Source organism: Micromonospora sp. WMMD812 (genome assembly GCF_027497215.1).
Taxonomy (GTDB): Bacteria; Actinomycetota; Actinomycetes; order Mycobacteriales; family Micromonosporaceae; genus Micromonospora.
Map to the genome: position 1 here is coordinate 1,903,153 of NZ_CP114904.1, position 22,214 is coordinate 1,925,366.

Here is a 22,214-nt window from a genome sequence, read left to right on the forward strand (position 1 = left end):
GATCCGGGCCGTTTCCGCACCCGCACCGGCGGGCCGGGAGTCAGGCCGGGCGAAGACGGGTGTGCCGGGCTTTGCGCCCCTCCTCATAACCGGCCCGGGCCGCCCGCGCCGCCGCGGTCGTGGAGACCTCGGCGACCGGCACGTCCCACCAGGCGCCGCCGTCGGGGCCGGCCTCGAACCGGTCGGTCCGCACGTGCACAACGGTGGTCCGCGACGCCGCCCTCGCCGTCTCCAGCGCCGCGCGCAGCTCCGCCGTCGTCGACACCCGGATCAGGTCCGCGCCGAGGCTCGCCGCGTTGGCCCCCAGGTCGACCGGCAGCGGTGCCCCGGCGCGGTCCTCGTACGCGGTGCCGAGCCGCTGCGCGCCGACGCTCTCCGACAGCCGGCCGATCGAGGCGAACCCGTCGTTGTCGACCAGCACGACGACCAGCTTCACCCCGTCGGCCACCGCGGTGGCGAGCTCGCTCGGCAGCATCAGGTACGACCCGTCACCGACCAGCACGAACACCTCGCGGTCCGGCGCGGCCAGCTTCACCCCGAGGCCGCCGGGGATCTCGTAGCCCATGCACGAGTAGCCGTACTCGACGTGGTAGCTCTTCGGGTCGGCGCTGCGCCACAGCCGGTGCAGGTCACCGGGCATCGACCCGGCCGCGCAGACCACCACGTCGCGCGGGCCGGCGGCGTCGTTGACCGCGCCGATCACCGCGGTCTGGGTGGGCCGCGCGTCCGGCGCCGCGTGCCGGGCCCGCTCGGCCACCACCGCCCAGCGTCCGATCAGGTCGGAAACCTCCGCACGGTACGCCGGCACGGTCGACCAGCCGGCACACGCGGCGTCGAGCGCGGCGAGGCCTTCCCGCGCGTCCGCGACGAGCGGCGTCCCGGACAGCTTCGCCCCGTCGAAGCCGCTGATGGTGAGGTTGACGAAGCGGGCACCCTCTCGGAAGAGGGTGCCGGACGCCGTGGTGAAGTCGCTGTAGCGGGTGCCCACCCCGATCACCACGTCCGCGCCGGCCGCGACCTCGTTCGCCGCGCTCGTGCCGGTAACCCCGACCGCGCCGAGCGCCAGCGGGTGGTCGTGCGGCAGCGCGCCGGTGCCGGCCTGGGTCTGCGCCACCGGCACCCCGTGCGTCTCGGCGAACCGGCGCAGCGCGTCGCCCGCGCCGCTGTAGATCACCCCGCCCCCGGCGACCAGCAGCGGCCGCCGCGCCGCGGTGACCACCCGGGCGGCCCGGTCCACGGCCGCCGAGTCCGGACGCGGGCGCGGCACGTGCCAGACCCGGTCGGCGAACAGCTCCGCCGGCCAGTCGTACGCCTCGGCCTGCACGTCCTGCGGAAGGGCGAGGGTGACCGCGCCGGTCTCGACCGGGTCGGTCAGGACCCGCATGGCGGCCAGCAGCGCCGCCGGCAGTTGCTCCGGCCGGTTGATCCGGTCCCAGTACCGGGACACCGGCCGGAGCGCGTCGGTGACGCTCACGTCGTACGAGCGCGGGTCCTCCAGCTCCTGGAGCACCGGGTTGGCCACCCGGGTGGCGAAGATGTCACCGGGCAGCAGCAGCACCGGCAGCCGGTTGATGGTCGCCCCGGCCGCGCCGGTGACCAGGTTCGTCGCGCCGGGGCCGATCGAGGTGGTGCAGGCCAGCGTGCTCATCCGGTCGGTCATCCGGGCGTACGCGGCGGCGGTGTGCACCATGCCCTGCTCGGTGCGGCACAGGTGGTACGGCAGGTCGACCTCGGCACTGGCCAGGGCCTCGCCGATCCCGGCGACGTTGCCGTGGCCGAAGATGCCGAAGCAGGCGGGGATCAGCCGGTGGCGCACCCCGTCGCGCTCGGACCACTGCCGGGCCAGGAACGTCACCAGCGCCTGCGCCACCGTCAGCCGCGGCATCACGCCTCCCGGGTCGTCGGGCCGGTCAAGGGCAGCCGCGGGTCGACGACCTGGTCGACCCAGCTCGCCCGGATCCAGCCGTGCCGCGGATCGTCCACACAGGCCATGGTGCGGTTCCGCCCGGGCCCGGCCAGCACGTTGAGGTAGTAGAGGTGGTAGCCGGGCGCGGCCATCGACGGCCCGTGGTAGCCGTGCGGGACCAGCACCACGTCCCCGCCGCGCACCTCGGCGAGCACGTCGATGGGCCGCCGGTCGATGCCGTAGACCCGCTGGTAGCCGACCGGGCCGGTCTCGTCGCCGGGCGCGCCGCCGGCCACCTCGAAGTAGTAGATCTCCTCCAGCTCCGCCTCGACCCGCCCGTCGTCGTGGACCCGGTCCTCCTCGTGCTTGTGCGGCGGGTACGACGACCAGTTGCCGCCGGGGGTCAGCACCTCGACGGCGACGAGGCGGTCACAGTCGAAGGCGTCCGGGGCGCAGAAGTTGTTGACCTGGCGGCTGGCCGGTCCGGCGCCGCGCAGCTCGACCGGCACGTCCCGGGCGGCGCCGTAGCGGGGCGAGAGTCGGCGGGTCGCCCGGGCCGAGGGCAGGGCGAACCGTCCCTCCCCCTCGATCGTGGCGGTGGCGTCGCGGGGCAGGTAGGCGAAGTCGGTGACCGCGGCGAACACCGACGCCCGTCCGGTCAACGCGAGCGACAACCCGTCGCAGTGCACGGTCGCGGCGCCGGCCAGCGGCAGGACCAGCATCTCCTCCGCTGCGGTGTGGACGGTGACGGTGCCGCCCGGCGGCAGGGTGAGCACCCGCAGGCCCGCGTACGTCCAGCCGGCCCGCTCCGGAGTGACCTCCAACGCCCAGGGCGCCCGGGCGGTGCTGCCCCACGCCAGGTGGGCGTCCGGCGTCCTCACGCGTCCTGCCCGGTGGGGAGCAGCGAGCCGGCCACGTCGACGGCGGCGGCCACGTCGTCGTCCGGCGGGTAGAGCAGCGCCCGGCCGACCACCAGTCCGCGTACGCCGGGCAGCCGCAGCGCCCGCTGCCAGCGGGCGTACACCACGTCGGGGGCCTCGACCGGGTCACCGCCGAGCAGCAGGACCGGCAGGGTGGTGGCCGCCATCACCCGCTCCATCTCGTCGATGGCCGGCAGCTTCAACCAGGTGTACGCGGAGGTCGCGCCGAGCGCCTGGCCGACGCTGACGCCCTTGATGACGGCCTCGGGACGCAGGTCGGCGTGCACCCGGCCGTCGGTGCGCGCCACCCACAGCGGCTCCACCAGGGCGACCGTGCGGTGCGCGGCGAGGGAGGTGACCGCCCGGGCGCAGGCCTGCAGCGTCGGGGCGGTGCCCGGGTCGTCCGGGTCGATGCGGCAGAGCATCTTGCCGCCGTCGTAGCGCATGGCGGCGATGCTGTCGGCGTCGTACGCGGTGAACCGGTCGTCGAGTTCGAAGGTCGCCCCGGACAGCCCACCCCGGTTCATCGACCCGATCGCCAGCCGGTCCTCCAGCGCGCCGAGCAGCAGCAGGTCCTCCAGGACGTCGGGGGTGCCGAGCACCCCGTCGACGCCGGGCCGGGACAGCGCCAGGCGCAGCCGGTCGAGCAGGTCGGCGCGCCCGGCCATGGCCATCGGCCGGTCCCGGACGCCGAGGGCGCCGCGGGCCGGATGGTCGGCGGCGATGATGAACAGGGGTCGCCCGTGGTCCGGCCAGGGCCGGCGGGTGCGGCCGGCGGCCGCCTCCGCGATCGCCTGTGGCCGGTGCGCGCGGGTGAGGGTCAGCGCGTCGTACTCGGTGCTCACCGGTTTTCTCCTCCCGCGGCAGCGGTCGACGGTGGTTCCGGTTGGACGGCGCGGAGCAGCGCCAGGGTCTCGGCGTGGTCCGGCATGGCGGCCGAGCAGGCCAGGCGGGAGGCGACGATCGCGCCGGCGGCGTTGGCGAAGCGCAGCGTGCGCTCCAGCGGCCAGTCGCGCAGCAGCCCCAGGCAGAGCGCGCCGCCGAACGCGTCGCCGGCGCCGAGCCCGTTGACCACGTCGACCGGCACCGGCGGCACCCGGACGGTCTCGGTGGCGGTGCGGGCGAGCACCCCGTCCGGCCCGAGCTTCACCACCGCCAGCCGGGGCCCACGGTCGAGCAGCAGCCCGGCGGCCCGCTCGGGATCGCGGGTGCCGACGGCGACCTCCACCTCGTCGAGGTTGCCGACGGTCACGGTGACCTGCGGCAGCACCTCGGCGATCGCCGCCGTCGCCTCGGCCGCGTCGGGCCAGAACATCGGCCGGTAGTCCAGGTCCAGCACGGTGTGCGGCCGCCCGGCGCGGACCTCAAGCGCGGCGGTGTGCGCGTTCCGGCTCGGCTGCTGGCACAGCCCGGTGCCGGTGAGCCAGAAGATCCGGGCGGCCGCGATCGCGTCGCCGTCCAGTTCCTCGGGCCGGATCTGCAGGTCCGGGGCGGTCGGGGTGCGGTAGAACCAGAGCGGGAAGTGGTCCGGCGGGAAGATCTCGCAGAAGGTGATCGGGGTGGGCAGCCCCTCGACCGGGCGGACCTGGCTGTCGTCGACGCCGAACTCGCGCAGCGCCCGGTGCACGTACGCGGCGAACGCATCGGCCCCGGTGCGGGTGATCACGCCGGAACGCAGTCCCTGCCGGCTGGCCGCGACGGCCACATTGGTCGGGCTCCCGCCGAGGAAGCGGCCGAACGTCTCGACGTCGGCCAGCGCGGTGCCGACCTGCAACGGATAGATGTCCACCCCGACCCGGCCGATGGTGAGCACATCCAGCATGCGACGTCCTTCGTCCCGGCCGGCGTGGACGTACCTGCCAGCGCTGTCCCTGATTGGTAACAGTGCCGCGTGAGTTGTGTCAATGTGTTGTCATGACATCTGCCCTCTGCGCTGGGTGACCACTTCGGTACAGTGGCGCCCATCGTCGCGCGCCCTGCGACTCCGCGCGTCCCCCCGAGGAGGTGCCGTGCCCGGCCCCGAGATCGCGGTCGACCGGAGCAGCCCGGTCCCGCTCTACTTCCAGGTCGCCGAGCAGTTCGCGGCGGCGATCCAGCGCGGCGAGCTGGCGCCGGGTGACCGGCTGGACAGCGAGTTGCAGCTCGCCGACCGGCTCGGGCTGTCCCGCCCGACCGTCCGGCAGGCCATCCAACACCTGGTCGACAAGGGGTTGATCATCCGCCGCCGCGGGGTGGGCACCCAGGTGGTGCGCGGCGAGGTCCGCCGGTCGGTGGAGCTGACCAGCCTCCACGACGACCTGCTGCGCGCCGGCCAGCGACCGTCCACCTCGGTGCTGGAACTGGCCACCGCACCCTGCCCGGCCGGCGTCGCCGACGCGCTCGGCGTGCCCGTGGGCAGCGAGGTCTGGCACCTGCGCCGGTTGCGCTTCTCCGACGGCGACCCGCTCGCGGTGATGGAGAACTGGCTCCCGGCCGACCTGGTCCGGCTCAGCCTCGACGCCCTGCAGGCGAACGGCCTGTACGCGATCCTGCGCGCCAGCGGCATGCGGATCCGCGGCGCGCACCAGCGGATCGGGGCGCGGGCCGCGAGCACGGTGGAGGCCCAGATGCTCGGCGAGCGGCGAGGCGCGCCGCTGCTCACCCTGACCCGCACCGCGTACGACGACCGGGGGCGCTACGTCGAGCACGGCGCGCACATCTACCGGGGCAGCCGCTACTCGCTGGAGGTCACGGTCGCGGAGCGGTGACGGTGGATGTTTCGCGCTCATTTCAGTGACAGGTATTTACGTCGTCAGGCTGTCATGACATTGTGGCCGCTAGCACCGCCGGGCGAGTGACCTGCGGCCGGCGGGCGACCCGCGAGTCTCTTCGAAGTCTCTCCTTGCGAAGGGAAACAGCCCATGTCAGCCAAGCCGAGACACGCAGCGGGCGTGCTCGCCGCGTTCACCGCCGTCGCCCTCGCCGCCACGGCGTGCGGTGACTCGTCCGAGCCCGCCGGCAAGGACGCCAAGAACATCACCCTCACCATCGCCGCCAACTCGATCGTCGGCGGCAAGAGCTCCGCCGGCGCGGAGTGGATCGAAAAGTGGGTCATCCCCCGGTTCGTCGAGGCCCAGAAGGCCAAGGGTGTCACCGCCAAGGTGACGTTCGTGCCCAGCGGCGTCGACGACGAGCAGTACAAGACCAAGCAGGCCCTCGACCTGCGGTCCAAGAGCGGCGCCGACGTCATCGCGCTGGACGGCATCTGGGTCGGCGAGTTCGTCCAGGCCGGCTACCTCAAGCCGCTGTCCGACGTGGCCGGCTCCGAGGTGGACTCCTGGGAGGGCTGGTCGCAGATCCCGGAGACCGTGCAGGGCCTCGGCTCGTTCGAGAACAAGCGGTACGGCATCCCGCTCGGCACCGACGGCCGGGTCCTCTACTACAACAAGAAGCTGTTCGCCCAGGCCGGCCTGCCCGCCGACTGGCAGCCGAAGAGCTGGCAGGAGATCCTCGACGCCGGCGCCAAGCTCAAGGCGCTGCCCGGGGTGACCCCGATCCAGATCAACGCCGGCACGGCGATGGGCGAGGCCACCTCGATGCAGGGCGCGTTGCCGCTGCTGGTCGGCGCCGGCGGCGAGATCTACAAGGACGGCAAGTGGGCCGGGGCCAGCCAGCCGGTCAAGGACGTGCTCGACTTCTACACGAAGATCTACGGCGGCGGCCTGGGCGACCCGAAGCTCCAGCAGGAGGCGAAGGGCCGGGACAAGTCGTTCGCCGAGTTCGCCGCCGGCAAGATCGGCATTCTCGGCGAGGGCGACTACTTCTGGCGCAGCGTCGTCAACCCCGGCAGCGGCATCGCCAAGATGGCCGACCGGGACACCACCGTCGGCTACGCCATGATCCCCGCCAAGCAGCCGGGCGCCGGCATCCGCGGGCAGGACTTCGTGAGCATGTCCGGCGGCGGCGTACGGGTGCTCAACCCCAACTCCAAGTTCCCCGCCCAGGCGTGGGAACTGCTGTCGTTCATGCACTCCGCCGAGGCGGTCAAGGCCGAACTCGCCGGTGAGAAGCGGATCACCGCGCGGACGGACGTCAACAAGGAGGTCCTCGCGGGCGACCCGATGCTGAGCTTCATCACCGAGAAGGTGCTGCCGGTCACCGCGTACCGGCCGCCGCTCGCGGTCTACCCGCAGGTGTCCGTCGCGCTCCAGGAGGCCACCGCGGACGCGGCCGGCGGAAAGAGCGTCGACGAGGCGGCCAGCGCGTACCAGAAGAAGGTCGAAGGGATCGTCGGTGGCGCAGGCAACGTCACCTCCTGACCAGGTGGTGAAGGGAGCGCGCCCGGCGACGGGCGCCTCCCCCGCCCCCGACGCCGCCGGGCTCGGCCGGGCCCGGGCCACCGGGTTCGTCGTGCCCGGCATGGTGCTGATCCTGCTCTTCCTCGTGGTCCCGGCCGTCTGGACGATCTACCTCGGCGTCACCAACTACCGGCTGACCGGCCTGGCCGCCGCCAACCCGGAAATCGTCGGGCTGGACAACTACACCCAGGCGCTGGGCGACGAGCGGTTCCGCAACTCCCTGCTGCTGACCCTCCAGTTCGTGCTCGGCTCGGCGGTCATCGGCCAGGCCGGGCTGGGCTTCGCCATCGCGTACGCGCTACGCGACCGCCGGGGTCCGCTGCGCCGGCTGGTCGAGGGGCTGGTCCTGCTCTCCTGGATCCTGCCCAGCTCGGTGGTGGCGTTCCTCTGGATCGCCCTGCTCGACCGGGACGGCGGCACGCTCAACACGCTGCTCGGCATCCCCGGCACCGCCTGGCTGCTCGACCACCCGATGCTGTCGATCATCATCTTCAACACCTGGCGCGGCACCGCGTTCTCGATGATGCTCTACGCCGCCGCCCTGGAGAACGTGCCCCGCTCGCACCTGGAGACCGCCCGGCTCGCCGGCGCGTCCACCTGGCAGCAGCTCCGCGACGTGGTCTTCCCCCGCATCCGTGGGCACGTGCTCACCAACCTGCTGCTGATCAGCCTCTGGACGTTCAACGACTTCGCGCCGTTCCTCATCACCGCGGGCGGTCCCGAGCAGCGCTCGGAGATCCTGCCGGTCTACGTCTACAAGGTCGCGCTCTCCGGCGGCGAACTCGGCTTCGGCGCGGCCATCTCGTTCGTCATGCTGCTGATCAACCTGGTCATCGCCCTGGTCTACCTGCGGATGCTGGGCCGGCGGAAGGAGACGGCATGACGGCGACCGCCACCGCACCGCCGGCCCGGACCGAGCCGGCGGCCGACGGTCCGCGCATCGCGGTCCGGCACGTGCTCGCCGGGATCGCGCGGTACGTCTTCCTCTGCGCCGTCCTCGGGTTCTTCGCCCTGCCGCTGCTCTGGCTGGCCACCGCCCCGTTCGACGACACCCCGACGATCACCGCGTCGCTGCCGCAGTTCACCCTGGACAACTTCCGGGCCCTGCTCGACAACCCGTACGCGCTCAGCTCACTGCTCAACTCGGTCTACCTGGCCGTCGGCACCGCCGCGCTGGTGGTGACGTTCGCGGCGCTGGCCGCGTACGCGCTCAGCCGGGTCCGGGTGCCGGGCCGCGACGCGCTGCTCTACGGGCTGCTGCTGCTCTCCTCGATCGTCACCGGCACCGCCACCATGGTGCCGCTGTTCGAGCTGGCCGACCGGCTGCACCTGATCGACTCCCGGCTCGGCGTCATCCTGATCCTCAGCGGCGGCCTGCTGCCCGCGGCGATCTTCATCCTGAAGGACTTCATGGACGCCACCCCGACGTCCTACGAGGAGTCCGCCCGGGTCTTCGGCGCCAGCCCGCTGCAGATCATGCGGCACATCGTGGTGCCGCTGGTGCGTCCCGGGCTGGCGACCGTCGGGGTGTGGGCGGTGGCCAACGTCTGGGGCAACTTCCTGGTGCCGTACCTGCTGCTGCGCGGGCCGGACAAGGCCCCCGCCGCGGTGATCATGTACACCCTCTACACCGAGGGCGGCCAGGCCGACCTGCGGCTGCTCTCCACGTTCTCACTGCTCTACTCGCTGCCGGTGGCGCTCATGTTCGTCTTCGTCAGCAGCCGGTACGGATTCCGCTTCCACGGAGGGATCAAGCGCTGATGTCCGCCATCGCCATGCGCGCGCTGACCAAGGTCTACCCCAACGGGGTACGCGCCCTGGACGCCCTCGACCTGGAGATCGCCGACGGCGAGTTCTTCGCCCTGCTCGGCCCGTCCGGCTGCGGCAAGACCACCCTGCTGCGCACCATCGCCGGGCTGGAACTCGCCTCCGGCGGCAGCGTGCACATCGGTGACCGCGAGGTCACCAACCTGCCGCCCGGAAAACGGGACGTGGCGATGGTCTTCCAGGACTACGCCCTCTACCCGCACATGACCGTGCGGGACAACATCGCCTACCCGTTGCGGATCAAGAAGGTGGACCGGCGCAGCCGCGGCGAGAAGGCCGCCGAGACCGCCGACGAGCTGGGCCTGTCCGCGCTGCTGGACCGCCGCCCCGGCCAGCTCTCCGGCGGCCAGCAGCAGCGCGTCGCGCTCGCCCGCGCGATGGCCTGTCACCCGCAGGTCTTCCTCCTCGACGAGCCGCTGTCCAACCTGGACGCCCGGCTCCGGCTGGAGGCCCGGACGTTCCTCAAGCGGCTGCAGCGCGAACTCGGCGTGACCACCGTCTTCGTCACCCACGACCAGGCCGAGGCCCTCGCCCTGGCCGACCGGATCGCCGTCATGGAGGGCGGCCGGATCCGCCAGGTCGGCACGCCCACCGAGGTGTTCCGCCGCCCGGCGAACACGTTCGTCGCCGGGTTCATCGGCTCCACCCCGATGAACCTCATCGACGCCGAGGCCCGCGACGGCGAGCTGGCCGTCGCCGGCGCCCGGCTGCCGGCGCCGGAGGGCGTCCCGCTCACCGACGGCGAGAAGCTGGTCTACGGAGTACGCCCCGAGTACCTCGACTACTCGGCCGAACCGGTCCCGGGCGCCCTGCACGGGCAGGTCGTCGTGGTGGAGAACCTGGGCAGCTTCTCGCTGGTCTCGCTCGACCTGACCACCGGCGGGCCGACCGACGGCGCGCCGGGCGGATCAGCCGACGACCCACATGTCGACACCCGCGCCTCCGGCGCCAGCGTCCAGGTCGTCGTGCCCGAGGGCCGAGAACCGGAGCCGGGTGACACCGGCTGGGTGGTGCCCCGGCCGGGCCGGTCACTGCTCTACCGGGACGGGGAGCTGCTCGCCACCGCGCCGGCGCCGGTCGTCCCCGCCGCCCGGACCGGCGCGGAGCGCTGACCATGGCGGTGCACCGGGGCCGATGGACCCTCCCCGACCGCGCCGACAGCGTCCTGCGCGCCCTGCCGGTCACCGTGCCGCCCGGCACCGCCGCCCTCACCGTACGGCTGGCGTACCCCCGGACGGCCGGGGTGCTCGACCTCGGCTGCGTCGGGCCGGACGGCTTCCGCGGCTGGTCCGGCGGCGCCCGCGACGAGTACACCGTCTCCGCCGACTGGGCCACCCCCGGCTACCTGCCCGGCGAGCTGGAACCCGGCGAGTGGCAGGTGCTGCTCCGGCTGCACCGCATCCCACCCGACGGGCTCGACTACGAGGTCACCGCCACCACCGCCACCACCGTCCCGCCGGCACCGGCCGAACCGGCGGCCCCGCCCCGCCCCGACCGTCCGCCCCGCCGGGCACTGCCCGAGGTGGACGGCCGCCGCTGGATCGCCGGTGACCTGCACGCGCACACGGTGCACAGCGACGGCAGCGGCACCATCGACGAGCTGGCCGCCCTCGCCGCCGGTCGCGGCCTGGACTTCCTCGCCGTCACCGACCACAACACGGTCAGCCACCACCCCTGGCTGCCCGCCGCCTCGACCCGGTACGGCATCACGCTGATCCCCGGGCAGGAGGTGACCACCGACCGGGGCCACGCCAACGTGTTCGGCCCGGTCGGCTGGGTCGACTTCCGCCGGCCGCCGGACGAGTGGCTCGCCGCCGCCGAGCGCGACGGGGGGCTGATGTCGGTCAACCACCCGCTCGGCGGCGACTGCGCCTGGCGGCAGCCGCTCACCACCCGCACCCGGCTCGCCGAGGTCTGGCACTCCGGCTGGTGGGACCGCACCTGGGGCGCCCCCCTCGCCTGGGCGCAGGCGTGGCGGCCGGACGTCGTACCGGTCGGGGGCAGCGACTACCACCGCCCCGGCGCCGACGCCCTGCCCGGCTCCCCCACCACCTGGCTGCTGGTCGACGACGACCGGCCGGCGCAGACCGCGGTGCTCGACGCGCTGCGCGCCGGCCGTACCGCCATCTCGGCCGACCCCGACGGGCCGCTGCTGCTCCGCCTCGGCGACGAACTGCTGGCGCTCGACGCGGACGGCGCGCTGCTGGGCTACCCCGACGGCCGCCACCGCGTCGTCCACGGCGACCGGTGCCGGCTCCCCGCCGGCGACGGCCTGCACGTCCTGGAGTCCCACCGCATGGAGGTGATCGCACTGTGCAGCTGACTGGACGAACCCGGGTGGCCGGCGCGCCCGTGAACCACGGCATCTACCAGCCGGACGACACCGAACTGGGCCCCGACGACCTGCTCACGGCCCTGGCCCGGGACGGCTACGACGGGATCGACTCCGGGCCGATCGGCTACCTCGGCACCGGAGACACCCTGGTCCACCGGCTGACCGGCGCCGGCATCGGTCTCGCCGGCGGCTGGGTCGACCTGCGCTACGGCGATCCGGACGGCTTCGCCGCGGACCTCGCCCAACTCGACGCGGCGCTCGACGTCTTCACCGCCCTCCCGGCGGACGACCCGCGCTTCGCGCCCCGCCCCACCCTCGCCTGCCCCGGGAACCCGGCCCGGATGGACCGGCCCGGCATCCCCACCGACCTCGGCGCGGCGCTGCCGGCCGCCGACTGGCCCGACTTCGCCGCCCGCGTGCAGCAGGCCGCCGACCGCTGCCGGGACCGCGGCCTGGAGCCGGTGTTCCACTACCACCTCGGCACCGACGTGGAGACCGAGGCCGAGGCCGACCGGCTGCTGGAACTCACCGACATCGCGGTCTGCCTGGACACCGGGCACCTGCTGCTCGCCGGCGGCGACCCGGTCGCGGCGGTACGCCGGTGGGCCGGCCGGATCGGCCAGGTGCACCTCAAGGACGCCGACCTGGCCGTCCACGAACGGGTCCGGGCGGCCGGCGGCGGCCTCACCGAAGTCGTGGCCGCCGGCGGGTTCTGCCCGCTCGGCACCGGCGACGTCGACTTCGCCGGGGTGTTCGCCGGCCTCGACGCGATCGGCTACACCGGCTGGCTGATCATCGAACAGGACGCGCCGGCGCGGGGGCGGGATCTCGACCGCACCCGCGCCGACCAGACCGCCAACCGGCGCTGGCTCCAGGAGGCGCTGCGATGACCGAGCCGGGCAAGCGGATCCGCATCGCGGTGGCCGGGCTCGGCATCATCGCCCGTACGGTGCACCTGCCGCTGCTGCAACGCCGCGGCGACCTGTTCGACGTCGTCGCCCTCGGCGACCTCTCCCCCACCCGGGTCGCCGACCTCGGCCGCCGGTACGGCGTCGAACCGGGCCGCCGGTACACCGACGCCGCCGCCATGGTGGCCGACGGCGGGTACGACGCCGTCCTGCTCGCCACCTCCGGCTCCCACGGCGACCTCGCCGCGCAGGCCCTGCGCGCCGGCGTGCCGGTGCTCTCCGAGAAGCCACTCGCCTACACCCTCGCCGAGACGGACCGGCTCACCGACCTCGCCGGCGGAAGCCCGGCGCTGATGGTCGGCTACATGAAGCAGTACGACCCGGCGGTCGCCGAGGCCGCCCGGCTGCTCGACGAACTCGGCGGCCCGGAACGGGTGCACGCGGTGGAGGTGACCGTGCTGCACGCCGGCGGCGACCGGCAACTGGCGTTCGCCAACCTGCCGCCGGCCCCCGGCGACGTGCCGTCCGCCGAGGCGGCCCGGCTGCGCGCCGCCGACAACGCGCTGCTGGACGCGGCGGTGGGTGGCGACCCGGGCGCCCGCACGCTCTACCAGATCCTGATCAACAGCGTCTGCCACGACCTGAGCCTGCTGCGACTGTTCACCGGCGCGCCGTCGACCGTGGACCACGTGGCGACCTGGCCGGTGGCACCGGAGCTGCCGGCCGAGCCGTCGGTGGAGGTCAGCGGCCGGCTGCCGGGCGGCGCCCGGTACGGCATCCGCTGGCTCAACCTGCCCGACTACCCGGCCTACCGGGAGACGGTGACCCTGCACCACGCCCGCGGCTCGCTGGACCTGGTCTTCCCGTCGCCGTACCTGCTCAACGCGCCCACCACCCTGACCGTGGTGGACACGCACGGCGGCGGCGAGCGGCGGGCCGTGTTCCGGTCGGTCACCGAGGCGTTCGAGCAGGAACTGGTCGCCTTCCACGCGATGGTCACCGCCGGGACGGCGCCGTTGACCGGGATCGCCGAGGGCGCGGCCGACATTCGGACCAGTCAACAGGTGGTACGCCGCCACGGCGAACTGACCGGCGCGGCGATCGGCGGAGAGGCGGCGGGCCGATGACACGACCGACCGAGATCATCGTGGTGCCACACACCCACTGGGACCGCGAGTGGTACGAGCCGTTCCAGCGGTTCCGGTTGCGGCTGGTGGCCCTGCTCGACGACGTGTTCGAGCGGATGGCACGCGACGAGCGGCAGCGGTTCACCCTGGACGGGCAGCTCGCCGCGGTCGACGACTACCTGGAGGTCCGCCCCGAACGGCGGGAACAGGTGATCGCCCTGGTCCGAGCCGGGCGGCTCGCCGTCGGCCCGTGGCAGATCCTGCTCGACGAGTTCCTCTGCTCGGGCGAGAACATCGTCCGCAACCTGGAACGCGGCCTCACCCGCAGCGCCGACCTGGGCGGCCCCATGCCGGTCGGCTACCTCCCCGACATGTTCGGTCACATCGCACAGATGCCGCAGATCCTCACCGGGGCCGGGCTGGCGCACGCCTGCGTGTTCCGCGGCGTCCCGGACCGGGTCCGCACGCACGCGTTCGCCTGGCAGGCCCCCGACGGCACCACCGTCCGCACCGAGTACCTGCCCGGCGGGTACGGCAACGCGGCCGGTCTGATGGACGACGCCGCGCTGGTCACCCGCCGCGCCGCCGACCTCGCCGACCGGCTCACCGCGTGGCGCCCCGAGGACAGCACGTCCCCGATCCTCGCCATGTACGGCACCGACCACGCCGCGCCGGCGCCGAACGCCCCCGACCTGCTCGCCGCGGCGGACGTCGACGGCGTACGGCTGCGCCTCGGCACCCTCGCCGAGTACTTCGCCACCCAGCCGACCACGGTCGACGGGCTGCCCACCGTCGCCGGCGAGCTGCGCTCGCACGTGCGGGCCAACATCCTGCCCGGCGTCATCTCCGTCCGCGCCCACCTCAAGCAGGCGATGGGCCTGGCGGAACGGCGGGTCGAACGGTACGCCGAGCCGCTCGCCGCGCTCTTCCACGACCCGTCCGTGCAGCGTTTCCTGGACATGGCGTGGACCCGGCTGATCGACGCCAGCTGCCACGACTCTGTGACCGGCTGCGGCTGCGACGAGACCGCCGAGCAGGTGGCCGCCCGCCTCGCCGAGGCCGACCAGCTCGGCCGGGCGGTCTGCGACCTGGTCGGCGCCCGGCTGTCCGCCGCCGTGCCCCGCGACGGCTATCTGCTGTTCAACCCCAGCCCGGTCCCCCGCACCGCCCTGGTCCGCCTCGACGTGGCGGCGCCCGGCGACACGGTGGCGCTGGCCGGGGCGGACGGCCAGCCCCTGCCGGCGCAGGTTCTCGACCGCGCCCGGACGCTGCTCGCCGACGAGGTGGTGCCGGCCGCCGACCTGCCGGCGGTGCTCACCCGCGTGCACGGCCGGGAACTCTACGGCCAGGAGGTCACCCGCTGGTCGGTGTCGCCGGCCGACGCCACCCTCACCTTCGAGGTGGCCCGGCACGGCGACCCCGCCTTCGACGTGGAGGACGTCCGCCTGGCGCTCGCCGACGCCGCCCAGCCGGACCGCTGGCGGGTCCGCATCCTGGCCGCGCCCCGCGCCACCGTCGCCGCGTTGGTCGACGTCCCCGCGCTCGGCCACGCCGCGGTGCGTCCGTCGTCCGCCACCGCCGGGCAGCCCACCGGGGCGGCCGCGGTGGTGGACGACCGGAGCCTGGACAACGGCCTGCTCCGGGTCGACGTGGCCGAGGACGGCACGCTGCGGCTGTCCACCCCGGACGGGATCGCCGTGGACGGCGTCGGGCGGATCGTCGACGGCGGCGACGTGGGCGACAGCTACAACTACGCCCCGCCGGCCGCGGACGAGCTGGTCGACAAGCCGCGGGCGGTCCGCGTCGTGCCGCGCCACCGCGGCCCGCTGGTCGCCGTGGTCGACGTGGTCCGCGAGTACCGCTGGCCGGTGGCGGCCGACGTCGACGCGGGATCCCGGGCGGTGGACCGGGAGGCGATCGTGGTGACGACGCGGGTCGAGCTGCGCGCCGGCGAGCGGTTCGTCCGGCTGCGGGTGGAGTTCGACAACCGCTGCGACGACCACCGGGTGCGGCTGCATCTGCCGCTGCCCGCGCCGGCCTCCGCGTCGTACGCCGAGGGCCAGTTCGCGGTCGTGGAGCGCGGGTTGACCGCCGAGGGCGGGGGCGGCGAGGTGCCGCTGCCCACGTTCCCGGCGTCCGGGTTCGTCGCCGCCGGCGCGGCGGCGGGCTCGCTCGCGGTGCTGCTCACCCAGCCCACCGAGTACGAGCTGACCGACGGCGGGCGGGAGCTGGCCGTCACCGTGCTGCGGTCGATCGGCATGCTGTCGCGCAACCGGCACGCGCTGCGCGACGAACCCGCCGGCCCGCAGCTGCCCACCCCGTTGGCGCAGTGCCGCGGTGAGCGCAGCGTCGAGCTGGCGGTGCTGCCGTTCCGTGGCGAGTGGCACGCCGGGGGTGTGGCCGAGGCTGCCGAGAGCTACCGGCACGAGCTGCTGGCGTTCCCCGGCACGGCGGACCCGTCGGTCGCCCTGCCGGCGCCGGTCACCGGGCTGACGGTGGCCGGGTCGGGGGTGGCGCTGACCAGCGTCCGGGACCGGGACGGCCGCACGGAGGTGCGGATGGTGGCCGAGACGCCGGACACCACCACCGCCGTGCTCGGGGCGGGCCGGCCGGTACGCGGGGCGCGCCGGGCGGACCTGCTGGGCCGGCCGGGCGAGCGGCTGGACGTCGACGCCGACGGGCTGCTCCGGCTGCCGCTGCGCTCCTGGGAGATCGCCACGGTGCAGCTCGACCTGGCCTGAGCCGGAATGCCCGCGCCGGTGCCGAGCGCACCGGCGCGGGCGTACGGGCGCGCGCGTGCACGAAGCCGGCCGGCCGTGGCCGGCCAGGCGGTCCGGCCCGCCCCGCTGCCCGACTGGTCGGGTCCACCGGCCATCGGCCACCGGCCACCGGCCATTGGCAGCGGCGTCACCGTTCGCCGCGGCGCGCCACCCGGCGGTTGACCGCCAGCAGGTACTCCTTGCGGTCGGTCGGGTTGTGGTCCCACCGGGGCCGCGACGGCGGCTCGCCCCGGACCGGCCGGTGGTGGTCGAAGGTGGCCTCGAAGATCGCCTCACCGCGGGTCAGCGCGGGCAGCCGGCGCTCCACCGCGTGCACCCGCCGTGCCGGGACCACCCCCTCCACCACCGACGACCGCCCCACGGCCAGGGTCGAGTGGGGCACCGCCTCCAGCCCGGCCAGCACCGGCAGTACCGCGGCCAGGACGTCGGTCGGCACCTCCAGCCGGAACCGGTGCACCGGCTCCTCCACCCGCGTTCCGGCGTGCGTCAGGGCGTCGATCAGCACCAGAGGCGTGAGGTTGCGGAAGTCCCCGGCGGTGCTGGACATGCTCTTGTCGAACGTGCCGTGTGAGTGGCTCTGCCTCGCCCAGTACCCGGAGTGGGTCATCGTGACCGCGCAGTCGAGCACCTGCCAGCCGTGCAGCCCCTGGCGCAGCGTCGACCGTACGGTCTCCTCCACCGCCGTGAAGAAGGCCGGCGGCATCGAGCCGAGCTCGACACCCAGCCGAAACGTGATCCCGCCGCCGGGTTCGCCGGGCGCCACCCGCAACCCGACGGTGGCCAGGAACGGGTTGGGCGCGACGCCGATCAGCTCGACCGCCGCGCCGGCGCCGACCAGCCGCTCGACGTAGACGGCCGTCGTCTCGCGGAAGCCGACAGCCAGTCCGTACTCCTCGGCGAGCGTCGCCTGGATGACCTCCTTCTGCACCTCCCCGTACAGGGAGACGCTGATGTCGCCCCGGACCGCGTCCCGCCGCACGTTGATCAACGGGTCCTGCTCGGCCAGCTCGCTGAGCGCGGTGTAGAGGGCCCCCTGATCGGTCCGCCGCTCCGGGACGACGACGGTCTCCAGGCTGGGCGACGCGAAGTGCCGGTTCCCGGCCGTCCCGTGCCGCACCGCCCCGACCGGATCACCGATCCGGACGTCGCCGAGACCGCGCAGCAGCGCGATCCGGCCGGCGGCGACGGCGTCGGCGCGCACCCTCGATCCGAGGTCGAACACCTCGATCCCGGTCACCGTGGTGACCCGCCCACCGACGGCGAGCCGGTCCCGCAGCCGCACCGTGCCGCCGAACATCCGGACGTACGCGAGCTTCTCGCCGGACGGGCCGCGCTCGACCTTGAACACGGTGCCGGAGGCCGGGCCGTCCGCGCCCGACCCACCCGTCGGCAGCAGCGTGGTGAGGCCATCGACGAGCGCCGCCACCCCGGCGCCGGTGATGGCCGAGCCGGCGTAGACCGGGTGCACCAGCGCCCGCCGGCTCTGCGCCGCAAGCGCGGCGCGCAGCCGACGGCCGGTCAGCCGCCGCTCGTCCGCGACGTACTCCGCCAGCAGCCGGTCGTCGCCCGCGGTGAGCCGGTCGAGCAACTGCCGGGTGAACCCCGGGTCGCCGTCGGCGTGCGGGACGAAGCACGCGTCGGCGGTGCCGGCGGCGCGCACGGCACCGGTCGCCACCACCGACGGGGCGAGCCGGTCGGCGATGTCGCGCAGCACCCGCTCCGGGTCCGCGCCGGCCCGGTCGATCTTGTTGATGAAGATCAGGGTCGGCAGGCGCAGGCGCTGGAGCGTCCGCATCAGCACCCGGGTCTGCGCCTGCACGCCCTCGACGGCGGAGACCACGAGCACCACGCCGTCGAGCAGGTCGAGGACCCGTTCCACCTCGGCGATGAAGTCCGGGTGGCCGGGTGTGTCGATGAGGTTGACCGTGACGCCGTCGACGACGAAGGACACGACGGCGGAGCGGATGGTGATCCCGCGCTGCCGCTCCAGGGCCAGCGTGTCGGTGCGGGTCGTCCCGTCGTCCACGCTGCCGACCTCGTCGGTCACGCCGACGGTGTGCAGCAGGCGTTCGGTCAGGCTGGTCTTGCCGGCGTCAACATGCGCCAGGATCCCGACGTTGAGAGTTGTCACGAAGCGTCATGTCCTTCGGGTCGATGAGCGTTCCCAGGTGGTTGGACATGAACGCAGCGCGCATCTCGGTTCCTCTCTGTTCGGGAGTGCGGTGTCCCACCCAGTCGACCAGCGCGTCCTGATGTGGGCAACCGATTAACAGCCCTCAGGCGGTCGTGAGGATGACCAGTTGCCGGGTCGCGCGGGTCATCGCGACGTAGCGGTCGACCGCACCTTCGATGCCGCTGCCGAACGCCTCCGGGTCGACGAGGACGACCAGGTCGAACTCGAGCCCCTTCGCCAGCTCCGGGGTCAGCGACCGGACGCGGGGCCGCTCCTCGAAGGTGGGGTCGCCGATGACGCAGGCGGTCCCCTCGGCGTGCGCGGCGAGCCAGGCGTCGAGGATCGCACCCAGCTCGGACGCGGCTCCGTGGGCGACGGGGACGCCGCCGCTGCGGATGGAGGTCGGCACGTTGGCGTCCGGGAGCGCGGCCCGGATCACCGGCTCGGCCTCCGCCATGACCTCTTCCGGCGTCCGGTAGTTGATGCTCAGGGCGGCCAGGCTGATCCGGTCGAGCCCGATCCGCTCGAGCCGAGCCTGCCACGACTCGGTGAACCCGTGCCTGGCCTGGGCGCGGTCTCCGACGATGGTGAAGCTCCGGGACGGGCAGCGGAGCAACAGCATCTGCCACTCCGCGTCGGTCAGCTCCTGGGCCTCGTCCACGACGATGTGCGCGAACGGGCCGGCGAGCAGGTCCGGGTCGGCGAGGGGCAGCGCCGACTCGTCGACCAGGGCATCCTGAAGATCCAGTTGGCGCAGGCTCGACAGCACACCTTCGCCGTCGTCATAGGTGTGGGCCTCGATCAGTTCGTCGACGACCGTGGCCCTGCGCGCGCGTTCGGCGGCGAGCGTGGCCTCGTGCCGACGCTTCCGCTCGGACGCCTCCGCGTCGCCGAGTCGCTGCCGTGCCGCGTCCAGGAGCGGCAGATCGGACACCGTCCAGGCCCGGGCGTCGCCGCGCTGCAGCTTCCGGACCTCGTCCGTGCTGAGCCAGGGGGCGCACTTCCGCAGGTAGGCGGGTACCGACCACAGGTCTCCGACGAGGTCGGCCGCGTCGAGCATCGGCCAGGCACGGTGGAGGGTCGCGCGCAGCTCCCGGTTCCGCTGCAGCGAACCGCGGACCAGGTCCTCCGGCTCGTCGCCGTCGTACTTGTCCACCAGGATCGTGAGCAACTCCTCCCAGACCTCGTCGCGCGCCTCGTTGTGCGGGGTGCCGGGGCCCGGCGCCTCGAATGCCTCGGCCCAGTCGTCGGCGCTCAGCCAGAGGTCGGAGTCGTCGGTGGTGACCGTCATCCCCTTGGCCGGCGGCTCCTCATAGAACCGGACGGCCGCCTCGATGGCCTTGACCAGGTCCGCGGACGACTTCAGGCGGGCCACCTCCGGGTCGGTCTCCACGGTCGCCGCCGCTCCCTCGGGGACGAGATCCCGCAGGGTGCAGGTCTGCACGTCCTCCTCGCCGAGGCTGGGGAGGACGTCGGCGACGTACGCCAGGTAGGGCTGGTGCGGACCGACGAACAGCACGCCGCCCCTGCGGTGACCGAGGCGAGGGTCGGCGTAGAGGAGGTAGGCGGTGCGGTGCAGGGCGACGACGGTCTTCCCCGTGCCCGGACCGCCGTCGACGACGAGCGCGCCGCTCGATCCGGCACGGATGATCGCGTCCTGGTCGGCCTGGATCGTGCCGAGCACGTCCCGCATCCGGTTCGACCGGCTGCCGCCCAGACTGGCGATGAAGGCGGACTGGTCGTCGAGCGCTGCGGCGTGCCCCTCGAACCCGTCGGGGGTGAACACCTCGTCCCAGTAGTCGGTGATCCGGCCCTGGGTCCAGCGATACCTGCGGCGGCTCGCCAGACCCATCGGGTTGGCGTGGGTCGCGCCGAAGAACGGCTCGGCCGCGGGAGAGCGCCAGTCGAGCAGCAGCCGACGACCCGCGCTGTCGGTGAGGCCACGTCGACCGATGTACACGGGCTCGGGGTTGTCCGCGCTGACCATGTGCCCGAGGCACAGGTCCAACCCGAAACGACCCAGGAGGCGCAGGCGAGCGGTGAGCCGGCGGACCTCCTGGTCCCGGTCCACCGCCCGGCGGCCGGCGCCGCCGGGCGCCCTGCGCTCGGCGTCGAGGCGGGCGGACAGGTCGGCGGACGCCTGGTCGAGACTCGCCGCCATGGCCGCGAAGTGCCGCTGGTCGCCGGCGATCAGCGCCGGGTCGGCCTTGGCAGAGAGGTGTTCGGGAAGGTCGAACACGTCGGCGGTCGGTTCGGCATCTCCGCCCAACCCATTCATCGTCAAGCCCACACGCACTTCGCAATTCCCCCGATTCCACAGGTTCCTGACCTCGGTCAGCGATTCTGCGGCACGACCCGGGTCTTGCGGCAAGCCCCCCAGTGCGGTATAGCTTGAAAATGGAGGGAGCGGATTCTCCCCCTCCCCTTGATCGTCCGCTCGACGGACAACCTCCTCGCGAAGCTGGCGGCACGCCGCTCTGGCCGGCCCGCGGTCCGATGGGCACCCCGGGCCGGCCGCCGTCGGACGGTCAGCGGCCGCCCCGGTCGTGCGGCACGGTCACGGTCACCGTGCAGCCGACCGGCCGGCCGATCTCGTCGTGCCCGGCGTACGTCAGCGTGTAGACCCGGTCGCCGCCGTTGCCGGCTCGCTCCGCCCGCAGTCGCCCGGTGGTGTCCGGCGTGCCGGTGGTGAAGCCGGAGACGTCCGCGGCGTCGCCGCCGGTCACCCCGGTCAGGGCGAACGCGTGGGGGCCGAGCACCCCGTCGGGCAGGTCGGCCGTCACGGTGACGTCGACCATCTTGTGGTTCGGCGGCCACAGCACCGGCCGGTCCACCGTGCAGTCCAGCTGGCGGGTCGGCACCGGCTCGGGCAGCGTGGCCACCGCGTGCCCGATCGTCGCGGTGAGCCGGCCGCCGGCCTCGTAGTACATGTGCGCGGTGCGGCCGTCGAAGTAGAACGTCGGCGCTGCCGAGCGGCCGAGGTCCGGTGCGACGTCCATCGAGTCGTGGACGACGCCGAGGTGGATCTCCTGGTCGAAGTTCTCGCCGACGTCCACCGCGTGCATGTTGCCGTCGGCGGCGTGGAAGATCACCAGGTTGCGCTCCTGCCAGCGCAGGAAGAACGGGCCGGAGGCGTTCGGGGCCTCGCTGCCCTGCGGGGTGACCAGCGGCTGCGGCTGGATGGTCCAGGTCCGTGCGTCCGGGGAGACCGCCCAGCGGATCCGCCGCGACACCGGCCCGGTCGGCCCGGGCGGCGCCGCCGTCGGATTGTCCATGAACACCATGAGGTAGCGGCTGCCCAGCCGGGGCACCGCCTGCTCGAAGACCCGGGCGTACGAGGTCTCCCCGCCGGTGCTGGCGTCCCGGCTCACCGCCGTGCCGCCGTAGTCGAAGTGGATGCCGTCCTCGGAGGTGGCGTACCGGGTGATCGAGTTCTCGCCGTGGAAGTAGAGGAAGAGCTTGCGCTCGCCCTCGATCCAGACCGCGTGCGGCGAGGAGACGTGGCTGACCGTCGAGTAGTGCGGCAGCCAGGTGTTGCTGATCAGCGGGTTGGCCGCGTACTCGGTCCACGGGCCGTCGATCGAGTCGGCGTACGCCAGGGCGATCCCGCCGGGCCGCTCGTGCGGCGCGTAGTACAGGTAGTAGGCGCCGAGCGGGTTCGGGAAGTAGTCGGCGGCCCGGATGACGCTCGGGAAGATGAACTCGTTGGTCGGGTTGTAGTCGAGGTCGGCCTTGTCGAACGCGGTGCCCACGTAGCTGAACCGGGGGAAGCCGGTCCCCGGGTCGTCGGCGGCCGCGGGGGCGCCGGCGGCGGCGGTGACCAGCAGACCGACTCCGACCGCGGCGGCGGCGCGGCGCGGCGGTGACACACGTGCTCTCGTCATGCGTCTTCCTGTTCTCG

The 22,214-nt window shown here is 73.8% G+C and carries 16 protein-coding genes; 9 read left to right on the forward strand and 7 right to left on the reverse strand.

Features of this window, described 5'->3' with window-relative positions; genetic code table 11:
* Positions 1-40: 40 nt before the first annotated feature.
* Genes iolD through iolC form a run of 4 tightly spaced genes read right to left on the reverse strand, consistent with a single transcriptional unit; the run spans position 41 to position 4,648 of the window.
* A complete protein-coding gene (gene iolD / locus O7603_RS08685; RefSeq protein ID WP_281575175.1) occupies positions 41-1,885 on the reverse strand; it encodes a 3D-(3,5/4)-trihydroxycyclohexane-1,2-dione acylhydrolase (decyclizing) in 1,845 nt (614 codons plus the stop codon).
* Positions 1,885-2,787, reverse strand: a complete 903-nt coding sequence (gene iolB, locus O7603_RS08690; RefSeq protein ID WP_281575176.1) for a 5-deoxy-glucuronate isomerase — start codon at positions 2,785-2,787, stop codon at positions 1,885-1,887. The genes iolD and iolB overlap by 1 nt, the downstream gene beginning before the upstream one ends.
* Complete coding sequence (locus tag O7603_RS08695) at positions 2,784-3,671, reverse strand: aldolase (RefSeq protein WP_281575177.1); 888 nt, start codon at positions 3,669-3,671, stop codon at positions 2,784-2,786. Before O7603_RS08695 ends, iolB begins: the two co-directional genes overlap by 4 nt.
* On the reverse strand, positions 3,668-4,648 hold the full coding sequence (iolC, locus tag O7603_RS08700) for a 5-dehydro-2-deoxygluconokinase (RefSeq protein WP_281575178.1): 981 nt from the start codon (positions 4,646-4,648) through the stop codon (positions 3,668-3,670). The genes O7603_RS08695 and iolC overlap by 4 nt, the downstream gene beginning before the upstream one ends.
* Before the next feature lie 187 nt (positions 4,649-4,835).
* Here iolC and O7603_RS08705 point away from each other — a divergent pair, with 187 nt between their 5' ends.
* The 9 genes from O7603_RS08705 to O7603_RS08745 all read left to right on the forward strand — a co-directional run bounded on the left by O7603_RS08705 (position 4,836) and on the right by O7603_RS08745 (position 16,101).
* Entirely contained in the window at positions 4,836-5,573 is a 738-nt protein-coding gene (locus tag O7603_RS08705) for a GntR family transcriptional regulator (protein WP_281575179.1), read from the forward strand.
* A gap of 153 nt (positions 5,574-5,726) precedes the next feature.
* A complete protein-coding gene (locus tag O7603_RS08710; RefSeq protein WP_281575180.1) occupies positions 5,727-7,124 on the forward strand; it encodes an extracellular solute-binding protein in 1,398 nt (465 codons plus the stop codon).
* Positions 7,125-7,128: 4 nt separating this feature from the next.
* On the forward strand, positions 7,129-8,046 hold the full coding sequence (locus O7603_RS08715; RefSeq protein WP_281575181.1) for a sugar ABC transporter permease: 918 nt from the start codon (positions 7,129-7,131) through the stop codon (positions 8,044-8,046).
* A complete protein-coding gene (locus O7603_RS08720) occupies positions 8,043-8,924 on the forward strand; it encodes a carbohydrate ABC transporter permease (protein WP_281575182.1) in 882 nt (293 codons plus the stop codon). Before O7603_RS08715 ends, O7603_RS08720 begins: the two co-directional genes overlap by 4 nt.
* Positions 8,924-10,102 carry an ABC transporter ATP-binding protein gene (locus O7603_RS08725; protein ID WP_281575183.1) on the forward strand — a complete coding sequence of 393 codons (1,179 nt, stop codon included), beginning with the start codon at positions 8,924-8,926 and terminating at the stop codon, positions 10,100-10,102. The genes O7603_RS08720 and O7603_RS08725 overlap by 1 nt, the downstream gene beginning before the upstream one ends.
* 2 nt (positions 10,103-10,104) lie before the next feature.
* On the forward strand, positions 10,105-11,313 hold the full coding sequence (locus O7603_RS08730) for a CehA/McbA family metallohydrolase (protein ID WP_281575184.1): 1,209 nt from the start codon (positions 10,105-10,107) through the stop codon (positions 11,311-11,313).
* Positions 11,304-12,215: a sugar phosphate isomerase/epimerase gene (locus tag O7603_RS08735; RefSeq protein ID WP_281575185.1), complete on the forward strand. Its 912-nt coding sequence runs from the start codon at positions 11,304-11,306 to the stop codon at positions 12,213-12,215. The genes O7603_RS08730 and O7603_RS08735 overlap by 10 nt, the downstream gene beginning before the upstream one ends.
* Positions 12,212-13,360: a Gfo/Idh/MocA family oxidoreductase gene (locus O7603_RS08740; RefSeq protein ID WP_281575186.1), complete on the forward strand. Its 1,149-nt coding sequence runs from the start codon at positions 12,212-12,214 to the stop codon at positions 13,358-13,360. Before O7603_RS08735 ends, O7603_RS08740 begins: the two co-directional genes overlap by 4 nt.
* A complete protein-coding gene (locus O7603_RS08745) occupies positions 13,357-16,101 on the forward strand; it encodes a glycoside hydrolase family 38 C-terminal domain-containing protein (protein WP_281575187.1) in 2,745 nt (914 codons plus the stop codon). The genes O7603_RS08740 and O7603_RS08745 overlap by 4 nt, the downstream gene beginning before the upstream one ends.
* Before the next feature lie 166 nt (positions 16,102-16,267).
* Here the strand turns inward: O7603_RS08745 and O7603_RS08750 are convergent, their stop codons facing one another.
* The 3 genes from O7603_RS08750 to O7603_RS08760 form a co-directional block, all read right to left on the reverse strand.
* Positions 16,268-18,271: a TetM/TetW/TetO/TetS family tetracycline resistance ribosomal protection protein gene (locus tag O7603_RS08750; protein WP_281575188.1), complete on the reverse strand. Its 2,004-nt coding sequence runs from the start codon at positions 18,269-18,271 to the stop codon at positions 16,268-16,270.
* 145 nt (positions 18,272-18,416) lie between these two features.
* Positions 18,417-20,582, reverse strand: coding sequence for an RNA polymerase recycling motor ATPase HelR (helR, locus tag O7603_RS08755; protein WP_281575189.1), 2,166 nt, complete (start codon positions 20,580-20,582; stop codon positions 18,417-18,419).
* A 259-nt stretch (positions 20,583-20,841) separates the two neighbouring features.
* Positions 20,842-22,197 carry a hypothetical protein gene (locus tag O7603_RS08760; protein ID WP_281575190.1) on the reverse strand — a complete coding sequence of 452 codons (1,356 nt, stop codon included), beginning with the start codon at positions 22,195-22,197 and terminating at the stop codon, positions 20,842-20,844.
* Positions 22,198-22,214: the final 17 nt, after the last annotated feature.

Bases quoted from the DNA above. Each gene is read 5' to 3' on its own strand.
- iolD (WP_281575175.1), bottom strand. From the start codon at position 1,885: ATGCCGCGGCTGACGGTGGCGCAGGCGCTGGTGACGTTCCTGGCCCGG.
- iolC (WP_281575178.1), bottom strand. From the start codon at position 4,648: ATGCTGGATGTGCTCACCATCGGCCGGGTCGGGGTGGACATCTATCCG.
- O7603_RS08710 (WP_281575180.1), top strand. From the start codon at position 5,727: ATGTCAGCCAAGCCGAGACACGCAGCGGGCGTGCTCGCCGCGTTCACC.
- O7603_RS08720 (WP_281575182.1), top strand. From the start codon at position 8,043: ATGACGGCGACCGCCACCGCACCGCCGGCCCGGACCGAGCCGGCGGCC.
- O7603_RS08725 (WP_281575183.1), top strand. From the start codon at position 8,924: ATGTCCGCCATCGCCATGCGCGCGCTGACCAAGGTCTACCCCAACGGG.
- O7603_RS08730 (WP_281575184.1), top strand. From the start codon at position 10,105: ATGGCGGTGCACCGGGGCCGATGGACCCTCCCCGACCGCGCCGACAGC.
- O7603_RS08740 (WP_281575186.1), top strand. From the start codon at position 12,212: ATGACCGAGCCGGGCAAGCGGATCCGCATCGCGGTGGCCGGGCTCGGC.
- O7603_RS08745 (WP_281575187.1), top strand. From the start codon at position 13,357: ATGACACGACCGACCGAGATCATCGTGGTGCCACACACCCACTGGGAC.
- O7603_RS08760 (WP_281575190.1), bottom strand. From the start codon at position 22,197: ATGACGAGAGCACGTGTGTCACCGCCGCGCCGCGCCGCCGCCGCGGTC.